General features: G+C 67.4%; 23 protein-coding genes. 14 read left to right on the top strand and 9 right to left on the bottom strand.

The window, feature by feature from the left end; all coding sequences use genetic code 11:
- Positions 1 to 10 precede the first annotated feature (10 nt).
- The 5 genes from pstA to AWB92_RS03975 form a co-directional block, all read right to left on the bottom strand.
- A complete protein-coding gene (gene pstA, locus AWB92_RS03995; RefSeq protein ID WP_068179226.1) occupies positions 11 to 925 on the bottom strand; it encodes a phosphate ABC transporter permease PstA in 915 nt (304 codons plus the stop codon).
- Complete coding sequence (gene pstC, locus AWB92_RS03990; RefSeq protein ID WP_085184350.1) at positions 922 to 1968, bottom strand: phosphate ABC transporter permease subunit PstC; 1047 nt, start codon at positions 1966 to 1968, stop codon at positions 922 to 924. Before pstC ends, pstA begins: the two co-directional genes overlap by 4 nt.
- A 44-nt stretch (positions 1969 to 2012) precedes the next feature.
- Complete coding sequence (gene pstS / locus AWB92_RS03985) at positions 2013 to 3137, bottom strand: phosphate ABC transporter substrate-binding protein PstS (protein ID WP_241523355.1); 1125 nt, start codon at positions 3135 to 3137, stop codon at positions 2013 to 2015.
- 158 nt (positions 3138 to 3295) lie between these two features.
- Complete coding sequence (gene mshD, locus AWB92_RS03980) at positions 3296 to 4219, bottom strand: mycothiol synthase (protein ID WP_085184171.1); 924 nt, start codon at positions 4217 to 4219, stop codon at positions 3296 to 3298.
- Positions 4216 to 4992: a response regulator transcription factor gene (locus tag AWB92_RS03975; protein ID WP_068179233.1), complete on the bottom strand. Its 777-nt coding sequence runs from the start codon at positions 4990 to 4992 to the stop codon at positions 4216 to 4218. The genes mshD and AWB92_RS03975 overlap by 4 nt, the downstream gene beginning before the upstream one ends.
- A gap of 177 nt (positions 4993 to 5169) precedes the next feature.
- Here AWB92_RS03975 and lmeA point away from each other — a divergent pair, with 177 nt between their 5' ends.
- The 8 genes from lmeA (at position 5170) to AWB92_RS03935 (ending at position 13134) form a co-directional block, all read left to right on the top strand.
- The gene (gene lmeA, locus AWB92_RS03970; RefSeq protein WP_085184170.1) at positions 5170 to 5982 is read left to right on the top strand and encodes a mannan chain length control protein LmeA; all 813 of its coding nucleotides are present in this window, start codon (positions 5170 to 5172) and stop codon (positions 5980 to 5982) included.
- Positions 5979 to 6392: a thioredoxin family protein gene (locus AWB92_RS03965; RefSeq protein WP_085184169.1), complete on the top strand. Its 414-nt coding sequence runs from the start codon at positions 5979 to 5981 to the stop codon at positions 6390 to 6392. The genes lmeA and AWB92_RS03965 overlap by 4 nt, the downstream gene beginning before the upstream one ends.
- 225 nt (positions 6393 to 6617) lie before the next feature.
- Positions 6618 to 7082, top strand: a complete 465-nt coding sequence (locus tag AWB92_RS03960) for a DUF4395 domain-containing protein (RefSeq protein WP_085184168.1) — start codon at positions 6618 to 6620, stop codon at positions 7080 to 7082.
- A gap of 36 nt (positions 7083 to 7118) precedes the next feature.
- Positions 7119 to 7952 (top strand): sulfurtransferase, encoded by an 834-nt coding sequence (locus tag AWB92_RS03955; RefSeq protein WP_085184167.1) that lies wholly within the window; start codon positions 7119 to 7121, stop codon positions 7950 to 7952.
- A 1-nt stretch (position 7953) separates the two neighbouring features.
- The gene (locus AWB92_RS03950) at positions 7954 to 8256 is read left to right on the top strand and encodes a DUF1416 domain-containing protein (protein WP_068133665.1); all 303 of its coding nucleotides are present in this window, start codon (positions 7954 to 7956) and stop codon (positions 8254 to 8256) included.
- Positions 8257 to 8398: 142 nt separating this feature from the next.
- Positions 8399 to 9067 carry an FABP family protein gene (locus tag AWB92_RS03945; RefSeq protein WP_068111113.1) on the top strand — a complete coding sequence of 223 codons (669 nt, stop codon included), beginning with the start codon at positions 8399 to 8401 and terminating at the stop codon, positions 9065 to 9067.
- A gap of 37 nt (positions 9068 to 9104) precedes the next feature.
- Positions 9105 to 11471, top strand: a complete 2367-nt coding sequence (locus AWB92_RS03940; RefSeq protein WP_085184166.1) for a RyR domain-containing protein — start codon at positions 9105 to 9107, stop codon at positions 11469 to 11471.
- A gap of 145 nt (positions 11472 to 11616) precedes the next feature.
- Positions 11617 to 13134: a sensor domain-containing protein gene (locus AWB92_RS03935; protein WP_085184165.1), complete on the top strand. Its 1518-nt coding sequence runs from the start codon at positions 11617 to 11619 to the stop codon at positions 13132 to 13134.
- 235 nt (positions 13135 to 13369) lie between these two features.
- Here AWB92_RS03935 and AWB92_RS03930 read toward each other — a convergent pair whose 3' ends face one another.
- Positions 13370 to 14233, bottom strand: coding sequence for an aminodeoxychorismate lyase (locus tag AWB92_RS03930; protein ID WP_142281940.1), 864 nt, complete (start codon positions 14231 to 14233; stop codon positions 13370 to 13372).
- A gap of 59 nt (positions 14234 to 14292) precedes the next feature.
- Between AWB92_RS03930 and AWB92_RS03925 the strand changes: the two genes are divergently transcribed.
- Positions 14293 to 15387: a folate-binding protein YgfZ gene (locus AWB92_RS03925; RefSeq protein ID WP_085184163.1), complete on the top strand. Its 1095-nt coding sequence runs from the start codon at positions 14293 to 14295 to the stop codon at positions 15385 to 15387.
- Between the two features lie 147 nt (positions 15388 to 15534).
- Positions 15535 to 15711 (top strand): DUF3073 domain-containing protein, encoded by a 177-nt coding sequence (locus tag AWB92_RS03920; protein WP_081665113.1) that lies wholly within the window; start codon positions 15535 to 15537, stop codon positions 15709 to 15711.
- Between the two features lie 49 nt (positions 15712 to 15760).
- On the opposite strand, the gene purM is transcribed toward AWB92_RS03920, so the two are convergent.
- From purM to AWB92_RS03905, 3 genes are all read right to left on the bottom strand, one after another.
- Positions 15761 to 16855: a phosphoribosylformylglycinamidine cyclo-ligase gene (gene purM, locus AWB92_RS03915; RefSeq protein ID WP_068179261.1), complete on the bottom strand. Its 1095-nt coding sequence runs from the start codon at positions 16853 to 16855 to the stop codon at positions 15761 to 15763.
- Positions 16856 to 16915: 60 nt separating this feature from the next.
- Complete coding sequence (purF, locus tag AWB92_RS03910) at positions 16916 to 18451, bottom strand: amidophosphoribosyltransferase (RefSeq protein ID WP_085184162.1); 1536 nt, start codon at positions 18449 to 18451, stop codon at positions 16916 to 16918.
- Positions 18452 to 18589: 138 nt separating this feature from the next.
- Positions 18590 to 18979, bottom strand: a complete 390-nt coding sequence (locus AWB92_RS03905) for a sterol carrier family protein (RefSeq protein ID WP_085184161.1) — start codon at positions 18977 to 18979, stop codon at positions 18590 to 18592.
- A gap of 81 nt (positions 18980 to 19060) precedes the next feature.
- Between AWB92_RS03905 and AWB92_RS03900 the strand changes: the two genes are divergently transcribed.
- The 4 genes from AWB92_RS03900 to AWB92_RS03885 all read left to right on the top strand — a co-directional run bounded on the left by AWB92_RS03900 (position 19061) and on the right by AWB92_RS03885 (position 23499).
- On the top strand, positions 19061 to 20137 hold the full coding sequence (locus tag AWB92_RS03900; RefSeq protein WP_142281929.1) for a helix-turn-helix domain-containing protein: 1077 nt from the start codon (positions 19061 to 19063) through the stop codon (positions 20135 to 20137).
- A gap of 268 nt (positions 20138 to 20405) precedes the next feature.
- A complete protein-coding gene (locus AWB92_RS03895; RefSeq protein ID WP_085184159.1) occupies positions 20406 to 21656 on the top strand; it encodes a hypothetical protein in 1251 nt (416 codons plus the stop codon).
- A 165-nt stretch (positions 21657 to 21821) separates the two neighbouring features.
- Positions 21822 to 22649, top strand: a complete 828-nt coding sequence (locus tag AWB92_RS03890; RefSeq protein WP_085184158.1) for an LLM class F420-dependent oxidoreductase — start codon at positions 21822 to 21824, stop codon at positions 22647 to 22649.
- Positions 22650 to 22704: 55 nt separating this feature from the next.
- Positions 22705 to 23499: an alpha/beta hydrolase gene (locus AWB92_RS03885; RefSeq protein ID WP_158090353.1), complete on the top strand. Its 795-nt coding sequence runs from the start codon at positions 22705 to 22707 to the stop codon at positions 23497 to 23499.
- The last annotated feature ends 24 nt before the right edge of the window (positions 23500 to 23523 follow it).

The following is a 23523-nucleotide window of genomic DNA, read 5'->3' as shown; positions in this document are numbered from 1 at the left end:
GTGCTCCTGCCTACGACTTCCTGGGGGCATAGAATTTCGCGATCACCCTGGCCCCGACATTGATGACCGCGATGACCAGAATGAGGGTTAGCGCCGCACCCCACAACCGATCCGTGGGTACCGGGTTGACGCCCGCGCCCGCCACGGTCTGGTCGTACATCATGCCGGGCAACGATCCCATGAATCCGTGGAAGATGTCGAAGTTCATCGACTGCGAATAACCGACGAGGATCAGCAGGGGCGCCGTCTCACCGAGCACCCTGGCCACCGCCAGCATTATCCCGGTGATGATGCCGGACAGCCCGGTGGGAATCACGACGCTGGCAATGGTTTTCCACTTCGGGATGCCCAGCGCGTAGCTGGCCTCCCGCAGATCCACCGGCACGATCCGGAGCATCTCCTCGGTGGCCCGCACGATCACCGGCAGCATCATCAGGACCAACGCCAGCGACACCGCGAATTGGGAGCGGGGCAGCCCCAGCGTCGACACCCACAGCGCGTAGATGAACAACGCCGCCACGATCGAGGGCACGCCGGACAGGATGTCGACCATGAACGAGGCCAGCCTGCCCAGCGGTGTGCTGCCCCCGTATTCGACCAGATAGATCGCCACCATGATGCCGATCGGCACCGAGATGAGGGCGCACACCAATCCCTGCAGCAGCGTTCCCACGATCGCGTGGTAGGCGCCACCGCCGGCGACGAACGCCGTCATGCCGGCCTGGGAATGCGTCCACCACGCGGTGGAGGCGATCACCTTGAGCCCCTTGGCGATTACGGAGCACAGCACCAACAGCAACGGGATCACGGCGATCACCATGGCCAGCGTCACCAACACCGTCGCGGTGTTGTCTGCGACCCGGCGGCGCCGGCCGAGATCGGACAACGCCCGCGCCTTGAGCGGACGATCGAGCATCGAGGTCATCGGCGGCCCCTGCGGCTGCGGGCCCCGGCCGCGGCGCCACGGGCCAGGGTGTCGACCAGGAAGGTAAGCACGAACAGGACCAGCCCCGCGGCGATGTAGGCGCCGGCCTCGTAGCGGTCGTCGAATTCCGCTGCCGCGCCGGCGATCTTGGTCGCGAAGGTCGAGCCGCCGTCGAACAGCGACCACCCGAATGCCGCCTGGGTGCCCCGCAAGATGATCAGCAGCGCGACCGTCTCGCCCAGGGCGCGGCCCAGGCCCAGCATCGCGCCACTGACGTATCCGGATCGCCCGAAGGGCAGCACGGTCGTCTTGACCACTTCCCACCGGGTGGCGCCGAGGGCCAGTGCCGCCTCGATCTCCTCGTGCGGTGTCTGGACGAACACTTCCCGGGTGACCGCGGTGATGATCGGCAGAATCATCACCGCCAACACGATCCCGCCCGTGAAGATGGTGCCGCCGCCCGCCACCGACGCGTTGCCGGTGGCGAACAGGAAGCACCAACCGAGGCTGTGATTCAGCCAGTTGGCGACCGGTCGCAGCTGCGGCGCCAGGACGTACAGGCCCCACACGCCGTAGACGATCGAGGGAACCGCGGCGAGCAGATCGACCGCGTAGGACAGCGGACCGGCGAGCCGCCGCGGTGCGTACTGCGTGATGAACAGGGCGACGCCCAGGGCGACCGGCATGGCCAGGACCAAGGCGAACACCGAGACGAACAGGGTGACCTGCAGCAGATCGGGGATTCCGAAATGCATGGCCGACGTGTCGGTGGTGACCCAGCTACCGCCGTAGGTGAAGAAGTTCTCGTGGTTGCGCTTCAGGGCCGGGATCGCACGCAACAACAAGAATCCGCCGATGGCGGCGATCAGCACCACGATGAGAACGCCCGAACCCCTGGCGAGCCAACGGAATATCCGGTCCGCCATGCGCGGCTGGGCGCGTCCCCACGGGCTGATCGGCACGACGGGCGATTCCGGAAAGGGCGCAGCGACGACCGCACCCGCACCCGCTGCGGAAGGGTTCGGGATCGAAGACTCTGTCACTGTGATTCCGTCACAGTCGTGCTGTCGCTCATTGCGCCCACCGGTCACTGCATGGCGTTGATCGCGGTAACCAATCGCCCCTTGACCTTATCGGTCAGCGGGACATAACCGGCGGACGCGAGGCCCTGCTGCCCGTTGGTCGCCGCCACGCCGAGGAACGATTTGATCGCCGCGGAGGTGGCCGGGTCGTAGCCCTTCGAGCAGACGATCTCGTAAGTCGCCAGCACCAGCGGGTAGGCGCCCGGCTGCTGGGCGGCGTACATCGGGTTCAGATCGAGCACCAGATCGTTGCCATCGGCCACGAAGCTGGCCGCCTGGATGGCCTTGTTGGCGGTGTCGCCGGTGAGCGGAACCACGCCGTTGCCGGTGTCGATCAGGGCATACGGCAAACCGCCCTGGTCGGCAAACCCCTTCTCGACGTAGCCGATGGCACCGGGTGTGGACCGCACGGCCTGGATCACGCCGGCCGACTTCGCGGCCCCTTCACCGATGCCGCCCTGGAACTCGGTGCCCACGCCGCGGGTCCAACTCTGCGGCGCGGCGGCCGTCAAATACTTCTGGACGTTGTCGGTCGTTCCCGAGGAGTCCGACCGGTAGATCGGCACCACTTTGGTAGCGGGTAGCGCCACGCCGGGATTGAGCGCCGCGAGTATCGGGTCGTTCCAGACCGTGATCCGGCCGCTGAAGACCTTGGCCAGGGCGTCACTGCTGAGAACCAGGTTCGAAACGCCAGGCAGGTTGTACACCAGCGCGACCGGGCCGAAGACGAGCGGCAGGTCCCACGCCGGGTTTCCGTCGCAGCGCTTGGCGGCCGGGCCGATCTGGTCGGCGACCAGCGGGGAATCCGTTCCCGCGAAGTCGACGTGGCCCGCGATGAACTGCTCGCGGCCGGCGCCCGACCCGGTCGGGTTGTACGACACGCCCTTGCCCGGGCAGTACTGTCCCCAGACCTGGTTGAACAGCGACATCGCGTTCTGCTGAGCGGTCGAGCCCTCCGCCGTCAACCCGTTCTTCCCGCCGCACCCCGCCGTACCGGTTGGTCCCGAGAGGGTGGTCGGCGAAGCGCCGCTGTGGTTGTCGTCGCTGTGGCAGGCGGTCAGGGCTCCACCGCAAACGGCCAGCGCCAGCGCGACCCTCGCCAGCGCCCTCCCCTGCCTGTCGAGCCTCACCGATCTCGCTTTCTGACGCATTCCGGGACGCGTGCGGGCGTCGCCGGCCGCTTCCCCAAGGAGGTTGCCAAGCCACCGCGAAAATATGCGGCGACTAGACCCACAGAAGTCGGTAGAGATGAATGCAATGTGAACACTTCGCGTCCACACGGCTAGCGTCAGCCGGGCGCGGGCGCGTACGCGGTGTCGACGCTGTAGGTGGTGAACCCGAGGCGCTGGTAAGTCCGCACGGCGGCGACGTTGTCGGACTCCACGTAGAGCATCACGGTCGGCTCGGCCAAGCCGGACAGCCGGCCTGCCAGGTACTGAATTCCGATGGCCGTCAGCGTCTGCCCCAGGCGCCGGCCCTGCGCCGCGGGGTCGACGCCGACGACGTAGACCTCCCCGATGCCCGGCCGGTCAAGGTGGACTTTGGTCCAGTGGAAGCCGAGCAGCCTGCCCGCCTCGTCGCCATCGGGGGCGCCGAACGCCAGGAACAAGCCGGCCGGGTCGAACCAGGGTTCGCTGCGCCGCTCCGCCAAGTCGGCCTCGGTCCACCCGCCCTGTTCGGGGTGGTAGGCGAACGCGGCGTTGTTGACCCGCAACAGCTCGGCGTCGTCGGACGTGCCTCGGTAGGTACGGATCTGCACCCCGGGAACGGGCGGCACCGGGTCGCCGGCGTCACGCAGCGATCGTCGCATCTGGACCAGCTCGCGGACCGCGACGAGGCCGAGCGCCGACGCCGTCGCCCGGGCCGGCTCCAGGGTGCCGTGCGCCCAGAATTGGTTGCGCCCGGCGGTCTTGGCCACCGCAGCGCGCCCCATCGCCGCACCGATACCGCGCCGGCGCGCCTGTGGGTGCACCACCATTTCGGCCATGCCCGCGCCGCCGTCGCGGGGCGGGCTGAGATTCAGATAGCCGTCGATCGGGCCCGGGTGGCCGCCGGTGACCAGCAGGTGCTCGGTGCGGTCGTGCCCGAGTTCACGCAGCACCTGTTCGCCGACCGGCGCCACGCCGTCGAAATCGGTTGCCGCCGAGACGATTTCGCGCACCTCCCGCTGCTCATCGGGGGTCAGAGCGGAGCGCCACTCCGGCGAATTCACTGACTGCGCAGCGGGTCGCCCAGCGGGTGTTGCAGCTCCTCGGCGTCGGGCTCGGCGTCGTCGACGGCGTCGACATCATCGGGTCCGGACAACGGCGCGCGGCCGCGCGCCGGGCGGACGGCCTTGTAACCCACGTTGCGCACCGTGCCGATCAAGGCCTCGTACTCCGGGCCGAGTTTGGCCCGAAGCCGACGCACGTGGACGTCGACCGTGCGGGTGCCGCCGAAGAAGTCGTAACCCCACACTTCGTGCAGCAGTTGCGCCCGGGTGAAGACCCGGCCCGCGTGCTGGGCCAGGTACTTGAGCAACTCGAACTCTTTGTAGGTCAGATCGAGGGGGCGGCCCCGCAGCCTCGCGGTGTAGGTGCCCTCATCGATCACGAGCTCGCCGAGGCTGACCTTGCCGGCACTCTCCTGGTCGGCCAGCCCGCCGCGGCGGCCGACCACCAGCCGCAGCCGCGCGTCGATCTCGGCGGGCCCGGTGCTGGGCAGCAGGATCTCGTCGAGTCCCCAGTCGGCGCTCACGGCGACCAGGCCGCCTTCGCTCACCACCGCCAGGACGGGGACCGACCGGCCCGCCGTGCTCAGCAGCCGGCACAGCCCGCGCGCCGACGACAGGTCGGTGCGCGCGTCGACGAGCACGGCGTCCGCGGTTCCGGCCTCCAGCAACGAGGAGGGTTCTGGCGGCGCCGTCCGAATGGTGTGGGGAAGCAACGACAACGACGGCAGCACCGGATCGGGATGCAGCTCCGAGGTCAGCAGTAAAAGCTCCAAAAAGCCCCTCCAAATCGTGGGAAAGGCGTCTCCCAATTTCGATAACGCCACGACGCGTTGGTTGCCAGGTCATCTAACGATAACTTGCCACCTGCCATTTCGGTGCAGGGTGTGAGCCACTGTGAGGCCCGCCACCGGACGGTCCGCGGCACGGCGGCCATGGTATTACGAGACAATGTGCGCATGCGCAAGGTGCTGATCGGCCTCGGGGCGGCGGGCGTCGCCGTGGCCGTAATCGTGATCGGCGCAGTCGGCGTCGACTACGGAACCAGCATCTACGCCGAATACCGGCTGTCCACCAGCGTGCGCAAGGTGGCGAATCTGGGGTCCGACCCATTCGTCGCCATCGTGGCTTTTCCGTTCATCCCGCAGGCGCTGCGGCGGCACTACAGCCAGGTGGAAATTAAGGCCAACGCGATCGATCACGCGATGGTAGGCAAGGCCACCCTCGAGGCCACCATGTATTCGGTCGACCTGAGCTATGCGTCCTGGCTGATCAGGCCCGAGGCGAAGCTGCCGGTGGGCAGACTGGAGAGCCGCATCATCGTCGACTCGATCCACCTGGGCCGCTACATGGGCATCACCGACCTGATGGTCGAGGCGCCGCCCAACGAAACCAACACCGCCACCGGGGGGGTCACCGCCTCGGGCATCTCCGACAGCCACGGCCTGGTGTTCAGCGGCACCCCCAAATCGGCCGACTTCGATCATCGGGTCAGCGTCTCGGTCGACCTGTCCATCGCCCCCGACGACCCCGCGACGCTGGTGGTCGCCCCCACCGGCGTCCTCACCGGGCCCGACACCGCCAACCAATCCGTTCCGGACGCCAAGCGCGACGCCGTCCTGCGCGCCTTTAGCACCAGGCTGCCCAATCAGCGGCTGCCCTTCGGCGTGGCGCCGACCTCGGAGGGCGCTCGCGGCTCGGACATCATCATCGAAGGAGTCACCCAGGGAGTAACCCTGACGCTCGACGGGTTTAAGCAGTCATGATGACCGTGATCGTCGCGCTCGTGGCGGCCCTCCTGGTGGCAAGCCTCGCCGGATGGTTGCTTACGCGCCGCTCGGGACACGTCCGTGAGGTCGCCTCGCAAAGCGCCGAGCCCGACACCGCGGACCTGGGCCTTTCCCGCAGCGGGCCCACCATCGTGCATTTCAGCGCCGCGTGGTGCGGGCCCTGCGATCGGGTCCGTCGCGTGGTGCACCAGCTCTGCGAGGACATGGACGACGTGGCCCATCTCGAGATCGACCTGGACGCCGATCCGGCGACGGCCCGGCGGTTTTCGGTGCTGTCCCTGCCCACCACGCTGATCTTCGACGCCAATGGGCAACAGCGATACCGGGCCTCCGGGGTCCCGAAGGCCGCCGACCTGCGCTCGGTGCTGCAGCCGCTGTTGGCTTGAGCGCGGCGTCATTGGGTAAGCTTGCCGACGTGTCAGCCCGCCTCGAGCCCATGCTCACCATGCGTCGCACAGCCGATCTGTGCCGCATCGCGGGTTGTTGTTGTTGCTGTAGCTGCTGAGTAGCAGCGCCCCGCGCGCACTCGGAGCAGCTTCGGAGCCCCCTACCCAGGCTTCCCAAGGCGCGCCTCCCCCTTTCCGCGCAACAAGATTTCTAGGAGTAATCCCGTGCCGAGCAACAAGACCGCCGTCGAGCCGGACCGCGTGGACGTCCGCGGACCCAGGTTCGCGGCCTGGGTCACCACCGCGGTCTTGGTCGTCGCCCTCGCCGTTTCGGCCGCCAGCCCCCTGGCGGCCGCGGTCATTCTGGCGGCGCAGGCCGTGGTCTTTGCGATCGGCGCCGTCGGCGGCCCCCGCCGGCATCCCTATGGGCGGGTGTTCGCCACCGTCGTTGCGCCCCGGCTGGGGCCGGTCACCGAACGCGAACCGGTCGCGCCACTGAAGTTCGCCCAGCTCGTCGGCTTGATTTTCGCGGTCGTCGGGGCGGCGGGATTCGCCGCCGGCGCCTTCCTGGTCGGGGTCATAGCCACCGCGTTCGCGCTGGTTGCCGCATTCCTGAACGCCGCCTTCGGCATCTGCCTGGGCTGCCAGCTCTACCCGCTGGTCGCGCGCCTGCGACCGACCCCCTCCTAGCCCCATTCATCAGCAGCAACCGAAAGGAATCCATCCATGGCACGCTCCGACGTCCTGGTCTCCGCAGACTGGGCCCAGAGCAATCTCGACGCCGAGAACGTCGTCTTCGTGGAAGTGGACGAGGACACCAGCGCGTACGACACCGGCCACATCCCGGGAGCGGTCAGGCTGGACTGGCGCACCGATTTGCAGGACCCGGTCAAACGTGACTTCGTCGACGCGCAGCAATTCTCGAAGCTGCTGTCCGACCGCGGCATCGACAACGACGACACCGTGATCCTCTACGGCGGTAACAACAACTGGTTCGCCGCCTACGCCTACTGGTATTTCAAGCTCTACGGCCACGAGAAGGTCAAGCTGCTTGATGGCGGCCGCAAGAAGTGGGAGCTCGACCGGCGCCCGCTGTCCACCGACCTGGTCAACCGGCCGGCGACGTCGTACACCGCGGCCCCGCCGGACAACACCATCCGGGCCTTCCGCGACGAGGTCATCGCGGCCATCAACGTCAAGAACCTCGTCGACGTGCGCTCCCCCGACGAGTTCTCGGGCAAGATCCTCGCGCCGGCGCACCTGCCCCAGGAGCAAAGCCAGCGGCCGGGCCACGTCCCGGGAGCGATCAACGTCCCGTGGAGCAAGGCCGCCAACGAGGACGGCACCTTCAAGTCCGACGAGGAGCTGGCCAAGCTGTACGCCGACGCCGGCCTGGATGGAACGAAGGAAACCATTGCGTACTGCCGAATCGGGGAACGCTCGTCGCACACCTGGTTCGTGCTGCGGGAATTACTCGGCCATAAAAACGTCAAGAACTACGACGGCAGTTGGACGGAATACGGCTCCCTGGTGGGTGCCCCGATCGAGTTGGGAAGCTGATATGTGCTCTGGACCGAAGCAAGGACTGACGTTGCCCGCCAGCGTCGATCTGGAGAAGGAAACGGTCATCACCGGACGGGTCGTGGACGGCGACGGTCAGGCGGTGGGTGGCGCATTCGTCCGACTGCTGGACTCCTCGGACGAGTTCACGGCCGAGGTGGTCGCGTCGGCCACCGGTGACTTCCGGTTCTTCGCGGCACCGGGGTCATGGACGCTGCGTGCGCTGTCCCCTGTCGGCAACGGCGACGCCGTGGTCGCACCGTCGGGTGCCGGCATTCACGAGGTCGACGTCAAGATCGCCTGACGGACCGGCCGGCCCCGGGGATCCGCGGGACGAATAGACTCGTCCCCGTGGTGCTCTTCTTCGAGATCATGCTGGTCGTCGCAGTCGTGGTCATCTCATGGTTCGCGCTGTACACCCTCTACCGGCTCATCACTGACGAGTCGTGACGTCCGAAGATCCTGACGGCCCAGTCGTTTCCGGCGGCTCGGGCGACCGCGCCGTCGCGGCCGCCGCCGAACGCGCCAAGCTGACCGCGGCCCGCAACATCCCCGGCTTCGACGACCTGCCGGTGCCCGCCGACACTGCGAACCTGCGCGAAGGGGCTAACCTCAACGACGCGCTGCTGGCGCTGCTGCCGCTGGTCGGGGTGTGGCGCGGCGAGGGCGAGGGCCGCGGGCCCGACGGGGATTACCGGTTCGGCCAGCAGATCGTGGTCTCGCACGACGGCGGCGACTATCTCAATTGGGAAGCCCGGTCCTGGCGGCTCGACGAGGCGGGTGGGTACCGCGAACCGGGCCTGCGCGAGACGGGCTTCTGGCGCTTCGTCAGCGATCCCGACGACGATCCCACCGAGTCGCAGGCGATCGAGTTGTTGTTGGCCCATTCGGCCGGGTACATCGAGTTGTTCTACGGGCGGCCCCGCACGCAGTCGTCGTGGGAGCTGGTGACCGACGCGCTGGCCCGCAGCCGGTCGGGACTGCTGGTCGGTGGCGCCAAGCGGCTCTACGGCATCGTCGAAGGCGGCGACCTGGCCTACGTCGAGGAGCGGGTGGACGCCGACGGCGGCCTGGTGCCCCATCTTTCGGCGCGGCTGTCGCGGTTCGCTGGATAGCCGCCTCGGAGCGCCGCCGCCGAGATAACCTCGGCCCGTGCGTACACGCCGGCAGGTAGCCCGCTGGGTGGTGTCGTCCATCGGCCTGTTGCTGGTCGGGTATCTGGCGGTGCTGGCGCTGGTGCCCTCGATCATCGACGCGCTGCCGCCGTGGCTCGGGTGGTTCGGCCGCCCGGGGTCGATGCCAACGCTTGCCATCGTCATCGCCGTGCTGGTCGCGGCCTGTGTGCTGATCTTCCGCAAGGGCGGCAGCCACCGCCTGGTGGGCGTCTCGTTCACGGTGATCGCCGCCCTCATCACCATGGGCGCCGTCCTCGGCCTGGCCTCCTATTGGGGATGCCATGACGCCAATCATCCGGCGTTCTTCACCCCACTGATGGCCACGGCCCAGCTGGTCAAGGGCAGCACCAGCGACTTTTCGGTGGGTGGGCGCACCTGTCCGAACCCCACCCCGGTCGGTCTGGAACTGGCGAGGATCGTGGCGCTCGCGGCGATCTTCACCGGCCTGGGCGGCGTCGTGGTCGGGGTCTTCCGGTCCCAGGTGGACCGGTTGCGGGCCAACCTCGCCGATCACGTCACCGCCATCGTGGGCGTGGACGACGACAGCCAATCGATGATCAGCGCCGTCGCGCGCACGTTGGACCGGCGCAGCACGTTGGTGGTCATTACCGGCGCCGGTGACGACCGCGTCCAGCGGGCCCGCAGGCAGGGCGCCCGGGTGGTGCTGGTGGACTTCAACAACCCGGCGACCCTGGTATCACTGCGGCTGTGGCGGCACCTCGGCCGGCTCTATCTGATGGGGCGCGACCCCGCGGTCAACCTGTTGTGGCTGGACCTGATCAGTCGCCGGCTCGCCGAGCTGGACCACAAGCAGCGGTTGCCCCTCATCGTGCGCATCGACGACCCATGGCTGGCCAAGGCGTGGCGCGCCCAGCAATTCGGCGGATCGGATACCCGCTGGGCCGCCGACGTTGTCGGCAAGTACGAGGTGACCGCCGGCAGGCTTCTCGACAGCATCATCGCAACGGGGCGGACCAAGCGCGTATTCGTCTGCGGCACTTCGCAGTTGACGCTCGCCCTGTGCGCCGACCTGACCCGCCGCGCCCTGGAACGCGACTTCTACACCCCGCCCGACGCCGCGCCGCTGCCCGCGCTCACCCTCGTCGAGCGAGACGCCGAAGAGTACGTGCGGGATCACGAGTTCTACCGTCAGCAAGCCGGATTCCTTTCGGAGGGACCCAATATCGATGCGGTGACGGAGGCGCCGACGGTGCCGACGGTGCTGCGCTTGGTCGGCGATGCCGAACCCACCGGCACCGCGGTGATTCTGGTCGACACCCTTCCCGCGATGATCGGCACCCGACTGGCGGCCCGCTTCCCCGAAATGCCCGTCTACGCCTCGGACCTCAACACCAGCATCGCCGACGACGCGATCCAGGTCGTCGGCTCGCTGCAGTCCTACTCCCTGGCACTGGACACGCGCGAGGGCCTAGTCCAGGACGCGTGGGAGCGGGCCGCCAGGCTGATTCACGAGCGGTACGTCGCCACGCTCGATCCCGCGGGGCCGCGCTCCCCCGCGGCGATGTCGTGGTCCGAACTCAGCGACTTTTACCGCGGTTCGAACCGGCGCCAGGTGCGCAACGCGCTGTGGATGGTCGAACAGATCGCGGGACACACGTGGAACACGTGGGGCACGCCGCCGGCCCAGCTGTCCGGGCACGACATGGCCGATTCACCGCCGCTGCAACAACTTGCGCTGATGGGCTTCGACCACCACTCGGCGATCGGCATGGCAAAAGCCGAACACGAGGACTGGTGTCGCTATTACCGCCGCAATGGATGGAAGTACGGTGCGACGCGCGACGACTCGCGCAAGATCCACGACAAGCTTGTCGATTGGTCCGTGGTCGAAACCAAACCCGAGCTGCTCAACGCCGCGGTGCGCAGCTTGGCGGCCACCCTGTGGAGCCTGCGCCAGCTCGGCTATCGGTCGCGTCCGCTGTGGCAGACCTTCACTCGGGTGGGAACGGTCGCCGCCGAACAGCGCAGCGCGCCGTGGACCTGGACGTCGGAGTCGGGACACACGATGCTTGCCGACGCCGGCGATTGGGCGGTGCACGAGGACGGCAAGGTGTGGTCGGTGCGCGACGACATCTTCCGCGACACCTATGAGCCGGCCGACGACGGGCGATGGCACAGGAAGGGAACCGTCCAAGCGCGCCCCGCGCGTCCGGGCGAGACCGTCAACACCCTGGAAGGCCTGACCGCGGCGGCGGAGGGTGACTGGGTCGTGCGGGGAGCCGGCGGCGAGCAATGGCCCGTCCCCGGTGACGAATTCGCGCGCCGCTATACCGAATTCCATCCGCCCGAGGACGACGACGGCGGCGGCGGCGGCCGCGGATAGGCCGTCGCGCGTTAGCGCAAGAATGACAGTGAATATTTGCGCATCCCGATAGGGCTCAACACTGATACGGTATCGGCGCATGTGAAACAGCTGCATGCACGCTTTCGCCCAATTCGTCCGCTCCGCCTTACCGTAGGAGACAGCGATGGCGCTGTTCATCAGCTATTCGAGCCAGGACAGGTCGACGGTAGACGCCCTGACGACCGCCCTCAGGCGCGCCCAACAACAGGTTTGGTTCGACCAGGAACTGGGCGGCGGCGACTCGTGGTGGAACAAGATCCTCGAGCAGATCCGCTCCTGCGACATATTCGTCGTTGCGCTGTCGAACAACTGGCTGCAGTCCAAGCCCAGTCAGTCCGAGCTGCGCTACGCGCAGGCCCTCAATCGGCCGATCCTTCCCGTCCGGATCGGCGACATCGACAGCATGCGGGTGAATCCCCTCGCCGCGTTGCAGATCATCGACTATCGGGAGCCCACCGTCGACGCCGGCATCCAGCTCGTCACCGCGGTGCACTCGCTGCAGGCCAAACCCCAGCCGTTGCCCGACCCGCTGCCCGAAGAGCCCCCGGTGCCGTTCGGCTATATAACCCGGTTGGGTAACACGCTGGCCGAAAAGGAACTCAGCCCGCAGCAGCAGCTTCAACTGTTGGTCGAACTCCGACAGGGGTTCGACGAGGACGGCGACGATCCCAGCGCGCGCGGCGACATCGCCCAATTGCTGCGCATGCTCCGCCTGCGACACGATGTCACCTACCGCACCCGAACCGAAATCGACAACGTGCTGGCCGAAATCGAGGCGAGGGACGGTTCGCCCGCGGGCGCATCGGCGGCGACGGCCGTCGACGAGACGGCGCCGGCGAGCGCGGCGCCCGCGCCGGCCAGCCGGCCCGCTGTCGACGCCGGGGCAGCCAAGGAGGGCGGCCCGAACAAGAGGTTGCTGATCCTCGGCGGCGCGGCCGTGGCCGTCATCGCCGTGATCGCGGTGGCCGTCGTGCTGTTCAGCCAGGGCGGCAAAAGCAAACCGGCCGCCAAGCCGGCGGCGAATCCCAATCCCACCGCCGCCCCCAACGCGCCGGCGGCGAACTCCAATGCCACCGCGAATTCCACAAAAGTGGACTCCTTCCTGCTGGGTCCGCCCGATGTGGGCGCCGTCGTCGCCGACCCCAACATGGTGGTCTCCGACAAGACCAGCGGGATGCGCAATCCGAGGTGGACCATATCCATCCCGGACTGCCTGGGCGCCTACGAACCCATCGCCGAAGCCGCCTACCGAGGAAGCGGTTACATCGCGGTCGCCGGCCAGGCCGTGCACACGGCCGCGGACGAGCCGACGCACCGGGTCTTCGAATCCGTGGTCGCATTTCCGTCGCCCGGTCAGGCCAGCGCGTTCGTGCAGGCGTCCGCGGACAAGTGGAAGGCCTGCGCGGGACAAACGATCACGCTGAACTACAACGAGCGGACCGAAGCCTGGAAGTTCGACGATCTCACGGGCGCCCCGCCCCGGATCGCACAGGGGCGAACGAAAACGGACGGCAGGATCTGCCACCATGCGCTGCGCGCCGTATCCGATGTGGTGATCGACGTGCTGGTGTGCGGGCCCGACGCCGAGACCGGTCAAGCCGGCCGGATCGCCGAGCAGATCGGTAGCAGGGTGGCGCAGTAGCGCGACCCGGACATGGAGCGGCCCCCGAGCAAAGTTCCTGGTTGGACAGACCGGAAACTCGGGGGCCGGGTGGCTACGGGGATTTCGCCAGCATGCGCCGGCTCTTCCGAGCCAATTCAGCTAACTCGTAGCCACCTCACATGTCCATGAAGCTATCAATTTCGCGGACCACCTCCTTCCCTGTGTACGGCCGACCGTACCGGGTATCTTGCGAGCCGACAACCGAATTCAGCGCTCAGCGATCGCTGACGATCGCGGCGTCGACCAGCTCGGCGAATTGGGTGGCGATCGGGGATCGGAGCAATCGCCGGCCGTCGAGCGTGTGCACCCGGGCCGCCAGGGTCATGCTGGATACCAGCCAAATGCCTTGGGCGGCATGCAGATCCGCGACCCGCAGCGCGCGGTAGTCGCAGTCGTAGCCCTTGGCCCGGGCGACCTCGAAGAGGGCCTGTTGCGTGGTGCCGCGCAGGATCGGATACCAGGGCGGCGGTGTCAGCAGGCACGGGTTCCCGTCCGCTCCCGGTTCGGCGATCACGACCGTCGAGCGTGGCCCCTCCAGGATGTAGCCGTCGGAGCTGACGAAGATGACGTCGCCGGCGTCCTGGCGGGCGGCGTGGCGAAGGGCGGCCATGTTGACGGCGTACGACAGGGTTTTAGCCCCGGCCAGCAGCCACGGCATGGCGTCGGCGCCATGGGCCGGCAGCCCGCGGTCCAGCGTGACCGCGGAGAGCCCGTCGCGGCGAACCGCGGTCACTCGCTCCGGGACCGGGTTGACCATCACGTAGGCCGTCGGAGCCGATCCGCCCTCGCGGCCGCGCGTGTAGATCAGGCGCATCGCACCTTCGTCGGAGGTGCCCGCGGCCCACCGGCGCGCCGCCTCGTCGATGGCATTGCGCCAGGCGGCGAGGTCCGGCTCAGGCAGGTCCATCATCTTGGCGGACTGGGTCAGGCGCTGCAGATGGGAGCCCACCAGGCAGGCACGGCCGTCGCGCACCAGCAGCGTCTCGAAGATTCCGTCGCCGCGAACCGCGGCCAGGTCGTCGGCGTGCAGCAGCGGCGCCTCCGGCGGGTGCGCCTCGCCGTCCACCGTGAGGATCACACCCGTCTGGTCGGCCATGAAGGGTAAGCGTAGCCGCGAGGGCCCGTAGAGTTTGAGGGGTGAATGCCGTCCCCGCACCCGATCCCGGACCCGACGCCGGCGCGGTCTGGCATTACGGCGATCCGCTGGGCGAGCAGCGGGCGGCCGAGGCCGACGCGGTGTTGGTCGACCGCTCGCACCGCGCGGTCCTCACCCTGACCGGCAAAGACCGGCAGACCTGGCTGCACACCATCTCCAGCCAGCACGTCAGCGAACTCCCCGAGGGCGCCAGCACGCAAAACCTCAGCCTCGACGGCCAAGGCCGCGTCGAGGACCACTGGATTCAGACCGAGCTGGGCGGCACGACCTACCTCGACACCGAACCGTGGCGGGGTGAGCCGCTGCTGGAATACCTGCGCAAGATGGTGTTTTGGTCCGAGGTCACCCCGAGCGGCGCGAATCTGGCCGTGTTATCGCTGCTGGGCCCGCGGCTGGCCGACCCGGCGGTGCTCGACGCGCTGGGCGTGGACGCCTTGCCCGACGAGCCGACCGCCGTTCCGCTCCCCGGCGGCGGCTTCGCGCGACGGATGCCGGGCGCCCCGGCAGGCCAGATCGAATTGGACGTGCTGGTTCCGCGCGGCGATGCCGCCGACTGGCACGACCGCCTGACGCGGGCCGGCGTGCGCGCGGCCGGGATATGGGCCTACGAGGCCCACCGGGTGGCGGCACTGCGGCCGCGCCTCGGTGTCGACACCGACGAGCGCACGATCCCGCACGAGGTGGGGTGGATCGGCGGTCCCGGCGAGGGGGCCGTACACCTGGACAAGGGCTGCTATCGCGGGCAGGAGACCGTCGCGCGGGTGCACAACCTGGGCAAACCGCCGCGGATGCTGGTGTTGTTGCACCTGGACGGCTCGGTGGAGCGACCCTCCACCGGGGACTCGGTGCTCGCCGGCGGTCGCGCCGTCGGACGGCTCGGAACCGTGGTCGAGCACGTCGACCTCGGGCCGGTGGCACTGGCACTCGTCAAGCGCGGCCTGCCCGCGGACACGCAACTGACGACCGGCCCGCAGGCCGACGTCGCCGCGGCAATCGACGCCGATTCCCTGCCCGCCACCGAACACGTCGGCGCGGGACGGCGAGCCGTTGAACGGTTGCGGGGCGGTGCGGGATAATCCTCGATGAGGTCCGCCACAGCGGACAGGGGTCACCGACACCCGACCGTGAGGCACGGTAAACTGTCGGCAGGACAATAACGACACCAAGAGATCGGAGCCGCCTACTCGTTAGGCCGCTCCGTTATTGCGCGAGGGGGTTCCCCCATGGGCCGCGGCCGGGCTAAGGCAAAGCAGACCAAGGTTGCACGAGAACTCAAATACAGTTCTCCGCAGACCGATTTCCAGCGGCTACAACAGGAGCTGTCTGGCACGACCGCCGAGGAACCCGGCGACGACGGCCAAGACGAATCTTGGGACGACCCCGACGACTGGCGTCGCTGAACCTCTCGCCACCACTGTGCCGATGCGCTGAGCGTCGGCACAGTTTCTTTCAGAACCGCGGGTGTTGCCCGACCAGTGTGGCCCGCGGGCCGTCTTTTCCGCCTTTGCCGACGGTGCCCAGCACCCAGCAGTTCAGATGCCGCGCGGTCAGGATGGCCAGGGCCCGGTCTTGGTCTTCGGGAGCGACGACCGCGATCATGCCGACGCCCATGTTGAACGTCTTCTCCATCTCCTCGCGGGCCACCCGGCCGCGCTGGGCGATCATCGCGAACACCGGCGCGGGCGTCCAGGTGCCGCGGTCGACCTCGGCGACCAGCCCGGGCGGGATCACGCGTTGCAGGTTGCCGGCCAGCCCGCCGCCCGTGACGTGGCAGAACGTCCGGACATGGGTCTCGGCGGTCAGTGCCAGGCAGTCTTTGGCATAGATCCGGGTCGGTTCCAGCAGCTCTTCACCGAGGGTGCGGCCGAACTCCTCGACGTAGCCGGCCAGGTTCATCCGGTCGATCTCGAGCAGGACGCTGCGCGCCAGCGAGTAGCCGTTGGAGTGCAGGCCGGAGGAGCCCATCGCGATGATGACGTCGCCGGGTTTGACGCGGTCGGCGCCGAGGACGTCGTCGGCCTCGACGACTCCGATGCCGGTGGCCGAGATGTCGTAGTGGTCGGGTTCCATCAGGCCGGGATGTTCGGCGGTTTCGCCGCCCAGCAGCGCGCAGCCCGCGCGCACGCAGCCCTCGGCGATGCCGCTGACGATCGCGCTGAGGCGTTCCGGGACCGTCCGGCCGACGGCGATGTAGTCCTGCAGGAAAAGCGGTTCGGCGCCGCACACGACGAGATCGTCGACCACCATGGCGACCAGGTCGAGGCCGACGGTGTCGTGTTTGTCCATCGCCTGGGCGACCGCCAGTTTGGTGCCTACGCCGTCCGTTGAGGCCGCCAGGACCGGCTCGCGGTAGTCGCCGCGTAGGGCGAACAGCCCGGCGAACCCGCCCAGCCCGCCGCGCACCTCCGGTCGGGTGGCCTTGGTGGCCAACGGCTTGAACAACGCGACGGCGCGCTCACCGGCTTCAATGTCCACCCCGGCCGCCGCGTAGGTGATGCCCTGGCTGCCCGGGTTTCGTCCGGGACTTTTTCCGGGATCCGTCATCGCGATAAAGGCTACCGGGCGGCGCTTCGCGCCGGAATCAAGCGTCTTTGAAGCACCGGCTCAGCGCACGATCGGCACTTCATCGGGTGCCAGATCATCGAGCGCGGCTCCGCGCGCGGCGTTGGCGAGCATGTGCTCGATGACGTTTTTGCCCAGCGCGGATTCCTCGGGCAGTTCGATCGGGTACTTGCCGTCGAAGCAAGCGGTGCACAGCCGCGACGCCGGCTGCTCGGAGGCCGCGACCAGGCCTCGCAGTGAGATGTAGCCCAGCGTGTCGGCGCCGATGGCGTGCCGTACCGCCTCGAGCATCTCCTCTTTGTCTTGCACGGCGTTGGCGATCAACTCGGCCGGCGACGGGAAGTCGATGCCGTAGAAGCACGGCCACTTCACCGGCGGCGACGCGATGCGCACGTGCACCTCGAGAGCGCCGGCCTCGCGCAGCATGCGCAACAGCGCCCGCTGGGTGTTCCCCCGCACGATCGAATCGTCGACGACGATGAGCCGCTTGCCGCGGATCACCTCTTTGAGTGGGTTGAGCTTCAGCCGGATGCCGAGCTGGCGGATGGTCTGCGACGGCTGGATGAACGTGCGCCCGACGTAGGCGTTCTTCATCAGGCCCTGTCCGTACGGAATGCCGGATTCCTGGGCGTACCCGACGGCGGCCGGGGTGCCCGACTCCGGCACGCCGATCACCAGGTCGGCCTCGACCGGGCATTCGCGCGCCAGCCGGCGGCCGATGTCGACCCGGGTGGCGTGCACCGAGCGGCCGGCGATCGTGCTGTCGGGGCGCGCGAGGTAGACGTATTCGAAGACGCAGCCCTTGGGCTCGGGGTTGGCGAACCGGGTGGAGCGCACGCCGTCGGCGTCGATGGCCAGCAGCTCGCCAGGCTCGATGTCGCGGACGAACGAGGCGCCGACGATGTCGAGGGCGGCCGTTTCCGACGCCACCACCCAGCCGCGGTCGAGGCGTCCGAGCGAAAGCGGCCGCACGCCATAGGGATCGCGGCACGCATACAGCGTGTTTTCGTCCATGAACGTCAGGCAGAACGCCCCGCGCACGGTCGGCAGCAGCTCCAGCGCCGCCTGTTCCAGCGTGGAGTCGGCGGCGCCGTGGGCCAGCAGCGCGCCCAGGATGTCGGAGTCCGTCGTCGCCGGGGCGGGGTATCGGGTGCCCATCAAGCCCTCGTCGCGGGCGCGCGCGGCAAGTTCAGCGGTGTTGACCAGATTTCCGTTGTGCCCCAACGCAACCCCGGTGCCGGCCGCGGTGTTGCGGAAAACCGGCTGGGCGTTTTCCCACGTGGTGTCGCCCGTGGTGGAGTAGCGGCAGTGCCCGATGGCGACGTGACCCTGCATCGCCGCCAGCGTCTGCTCGTCGAACACCTGGCTGACCAGGCCGAGGTCCTTGAACACCAGCACCTGGGATCCGTCGGCGACGGCGATCCCCGCGGCTTCCTGCCCGCGATGCTGCAGGGCGTACAGGCCGTAATAGGTGAGTTTGGCGACGTCCTCGCCCGGGGCCCAGACCCCGAAGACACCGCACTCTTCACGGGGGGAGTTCAAGTCCTGCTCGGATGCATCCACTCCAGCGACGGTCACGGTTCGGCGGCTCCCTGGCGAACGATTGGTGACGTGTAGGAGTCTACGGGCAGCACCGGCTCCCCGACGAATCCGACGGGCGTGTTGGGCGGCGAAATTCCTGATTCACAACTCTAAACCTGCAGTTCAGGGTTGTATTCAGCTGACACCGAACAGCGGTAACCAGTGGCCAATTTCACCCGCCCGCGAGCCGGACAGCGTCACTGACCCGGAGGCTTTCGCCTCGTCCAGCGGCAAAAGGCCGGTCGCCAGCCGCAGCCAGGTCCGCGGATCGGTCTCGACCACGTTCGGCGGCGTGCCGCGGTTGTGCCGCGGCCCGGCGATGCACTGGACCGCGGCGAACGGCGGGATCCGGACCTCGACGCTGGCGCCCGGCGCCACCGCGGCGAGAGTCCGTGCGGTGAGACGCACCGCGGTAGCCAGGGCGTTGCGGTCGGGCGCCGGGCGGGACTCGTCGCGCAGCCAGTCCAGCACGGCCAGCACCGCCTGCCGGGCCTGGGCCGGGTCTGCGCTTTGACGGGCGGGCATACCTCAGGGTTGCACGCCTGAACGGCTTGGCGCGTTGAATCGTGATGTCGGTTGGACGGTGTACGGGACGAAGGGTTGTGCGTGGCTGAGCGTCGGACTGACATGGAACGTAAGGGGGCACACGAGCTCAGCGACGGTGGTCCAAAACGATCAGACTTCCCCGACGGCAACGGCATCGGCAGCAGGTCGGAAGTGCACTGCTTCGCCGGCGCAGCACAGGTTGACCCTTTTTTGCATGTCATATCGGAACAGTTGGTGCCGATGCAGTTATCAACCGACGACGTCGGCAGCTTTCAGTCTCGAACGCGCTCGGCGAAGCTAGGAGTCGTCCAACTACTGGACGTGTGGACGCGCGATGCATTTGTTGCCCGTCGTACTACCAAGCTCATCGCCAGGGGCAGTGCGGCCGAGTACCTCAAGATCGGGGTGCAGCGACGCGGGGGCTGCATGGTGTCGCAGGCAGGCCGAGAGGTCACAGTCGCCCCCGGCGACCTGATGCTGTACGACACCACCTGTCCGTACACGATCAGCAGCGGCCCTGCGTCTCACATGCAAACACTTCTGGTCTCGCGCGACATGCTGCGGCTGTCCCCGAACCAGGTGCGGCAGTTGACAACTCATCCAATGAGCGGGCGTGACGGCTTGGGGGCCTTACTGACGCAGTACCTGGCCGGCGTTGCCAGACAGCTCGAAACGGGCATCCCCGGCAGCGGATGGCATTTGGCCGACGCAATGTTGAGCCTGCTGAGTGCGTCGTTGTCCGAGCAGCTGGCGGCCGCGGGCGGAACCGACTTCGGCGATGAAAAGACCAGCCTCCTGCTTCGCGTCAAGGCTTATATTGAGCACCGCCTGCATGATCCCGACCTTAGTATCGCCAATATCGCTGCAGCACAGCATATTTCTCCACGCACCTTGCAAAAGCTGTTCGAACTGCAGGATCAGACGCCTACCGGCTGGATCCGCACTCGCCGCCTGGAGCACTGCCGCCGCGACCTTGCCAACCCAGCCCTGCTGCGACGCACGGTGCGTGAAATCGCCGCAAGCTGGGGGCTATTCGACGCGGTGCATTTCTCCCACCTTTTCAAAGCCACCTACGGCCTCTCTCCCCGGGAGTACCGAACAAGCACGCTGGCTCCATCGCCCGGCGAATCGCAATAGCAGCGGCCGCTCCCGAAGCGGGCCACGCACGCCGCGCAGACGCCGCAGGACTGCGTGACATTATTCGCGCATAGTCAACCGATCTGCGCGCGCACGCAACCACCCCCGCGTGCCAACGGGAATTATCGAGATGGCAGTAACGACGCTGCCTTGAAGCGAGTGCGACGCAAGGCCCGTCATCCGGTGCGATCGGCTGGCAGGTCATTGGGCGTCCGGTATCGCGTCCCCGCTTGCCCCGAGCGCCTAGCGCCAATAAGGAGACAGCCGAATGGAAGTCAGCACCCGCCCGGCTCGGCCCGTGACGTATCTGCGTTCACTCGGCCCGCTAGAACGCTTCTTCTGGCGGTACACCGAACGCAACCCCACGCATTTCTTGCTGGTCGCCGAATTTGACAGAACCCTTCGTGCCGATCACGTGCGCAAGGCGCTCGACGCCGTACAGCGCCGGCACCCATTGCTGTCGGCCCACGTTCACGACGACCCCGAGCTGGGTCTGGGCTTTTACCAGGCCGACCATGTGGCGCCGATCGATCTGACGGTCCACCGAGGGTTGGACTGGCAGTCGATTGCGGCTGAAGAGCTTGCGCGGCGCTTCAGCCGCATGGCGGCACCGCTGATGCGTGCCACGCTCGTTGACCACGACAACTCTTCGACGCTGCTGTTGACCTTCGATCACTCGATCGCGGATGGCATTTCATCTGTGTTGGTGCTCGACGATGTGCTCGCGGCGATCAACGGTGCGACGCCGCCGCCCCTGGCGCTGCCCATGTCGCAGGAAGATCTTGCGCGCCGCACGCTCGACTCCCCACCTCAGGTTGAGATGTCAATGCAGCAGGGCGATCCGCGCCTGGCCGTGCCGGTATCCGTTCGCCCATTCGAGTCCACCCCGCCGCACCTGCAAAGCGTCGAGATGAGCGACGACGATACGACATGCTTGATCAGGCGCTGTCGTGAAGAGCGCGCGACGGTTCACGGTGCGATCGTGACGGCGGCGTCACACGTCCGCGCCCTCGAATCCGGCGAGCGTTATGTCCGTACTTACAGTCCGATCAACATCCGGGAGCTCCTCGGCCAGGGCCCAGACTGCTGCTTACGGATTGGCAGCGCATGCACCGGGATGGCACCGGCCGAAGGCGCCGACTTCTGGACACAAGCGCGTGCAGTCAACGGCCAGTTGAACTTTGCGAAATCCGACGCCGGCGTGCTCATGGGAACTGAGCTCGTTGAGCAACGATTACCCACGGACGCAGGCTGCGACGCGGCCGAACGGTTCTTTTGCACCACATTGCCGTTCGAACTGCTGATCACGAATTTGGGTGTCCAGCATCTCACCGAATCCGGACCGGTCCGGCCGCGGGCCATTTGGGGCCCGATCGTCTTGGCGCAGATAGAACGCGAGCAAGTAATCGGAGTCATCACCTATGGCGGCCGACTACGCATGGTGTGCTGCGGACACACGCCCACCCCTGGTTTCCTGCACAACGTGCGGGAGAGGCTTCGGGACGCGTCGAGGTGCTAGCGACCCGTATCACGGCGACTGAAGAGCTCACGCACACACAACCATCCCAGGAGGACCGACGGCAATGCTTACGACGAGAAGCCACCCGCCGATACGAATAGGAGCTTCTGTGGCTCAAAAGAAATCGCACCAAAGCGATGCGCCTACCAGGTTGTTCGGCCCGAGATGAGACATGCCATAGCGACCTTCGTCACGGACGAAGGCATTGCTCCCGGTGCGCTCGCCGCCGCCGTCGAGGAGCGAGGGTTCGACACCTTGATCGTTACCGAACACTCCCATATGCCTGTCGAGTATGAGGAACCGTTCGCGGGGGCAAGCGCGCCCCAACGTGAGTATTACCGGACGCTGGACCCCTTCGTCGCTCTGACCGCCGCGGCCGCGGCTACGCACACATTGAAGCTGATGACCGGCGTGATCCTGCTAGCCCAGCGCGACGTGTTCTACACGGCGAAGGAGGTGGCCAGCCTTGATCTCGTATCCGGCGGCCGCTTCAGGCTGGGCGTCGGTGTGGGCTGGAACCGACGGGAAATGCAGCATTGCGGCGTGGACCCCGCCACCCGCGGCGAGAAGATGACCGAACAGATTCACGCGCTGAAACAGATCTGGATGAATGACGTCGCCGAATTTCACGGCACCTTCGTTGATTTCGCGCCGATACACTCGTGGCCCAAGCCAGTACAGCGGCCGCATCCGCCAATCTATATAGGCGGGGGCAGCCGGGCTGCCCTGCATCGGCTGCGCGAGTTGGGCGATGGCTGGCTGGCTCCCCCGATGCCGGCCGATGAGGTCGCCGAGGGGCGTCGGTGGCTGGCCGACAACGGCAGAAATGACGTTGCCATCACCATGTTCGGCGCCCCGGCAGATCGCAATGTGTTGGTCGACTACGCGGCTGCGGGCGTGGGCGAGGCCGCTTTCCTGTTGCCGACGTTGCCCGAGACGGACACCCTGCACGCGCTCGACAAGCTGGCGGAAATCGCTGATGCGCCAGTGTAGACACGGGATCACACCCGTTCGTGCCGCAGCGGATTCGGGTCCAGGAAAGCGTCCAGTGGAGCAGCTGCCAAGGGTCGAAAACGTGAATGATCTCTGTCATGACGTCGTGGGCTCGGGTCCTGCCCTGGTACTGATCCACGGAACCAGCAGTACGCCGCGCGGCACGTGGGGCTCGTGTGTGGACATATTGGCGAAGTCCTTCACCGTCGTGCTGCCCTACCTCCCGGGGTCGGGTGAAAGTCCACTACCCGCAGCACCGATCGAGGCGGCCACCGTAGCCGAACAGATCGTCCGTCTCGTGTCGCGCATTGGGGTTCGCCGGTTCGCAGTTGCCGGCGCGTCGTTGGGGGCTCCGATCGCGATGAAGGTCGCAGCGATGTATCCCGACCGGGTCACGCATCTGGTGTCCGTGTGCGGATACGCCAAGGCGCGCCCCAGTCTTCGCCTGCGGGAGCAGGTATTTGAAGCAGTCCTCGCTGCCGACAGCACCACCATTGGGCGACTACTCCTGATATTCGGCCTCACCGAGGCGACGTTGACGAGCCTCTCGGACGACGCACTGGACACGTTGGCCACACAGCTCGGGTCGAATCTCGCGGCCGGCACGCGCGAGCAGATCGTGCTCGCATACACCATCGACGTGGAGCACGAGCTCACGTCCATCTATGCGCCCGCGCTGTTCATCGCCGGCACCGAGGACAACTTCGTCGACCAGGCGCACTCCGCGGAGGCTGCTCAACGTATTCCGACTGCGGTTCTGAAATTGATGGCCGGCGGGCACGGGCTGACATTGGAGCGCAGCGAGGCTATCACCGAGGCCATCACTTCATTCATCAATGACACCAGCTGAATTGATTGAATCCGCCGATTACGC

This window comes from Mycobacterium sp. IEC1808 (assembly GCF_002101935.1).
Classification (GTDB): domain Bacteria; phylum Actinomycetota; class Actinomycetes; order Mycobacteriales; family Mycobacteriaceae; genus Mycobacterium.
Note: the sequence above shows the minus strand (reverse complement) of the source record. Positions and strands in the feature narration are given on the sequence as shown.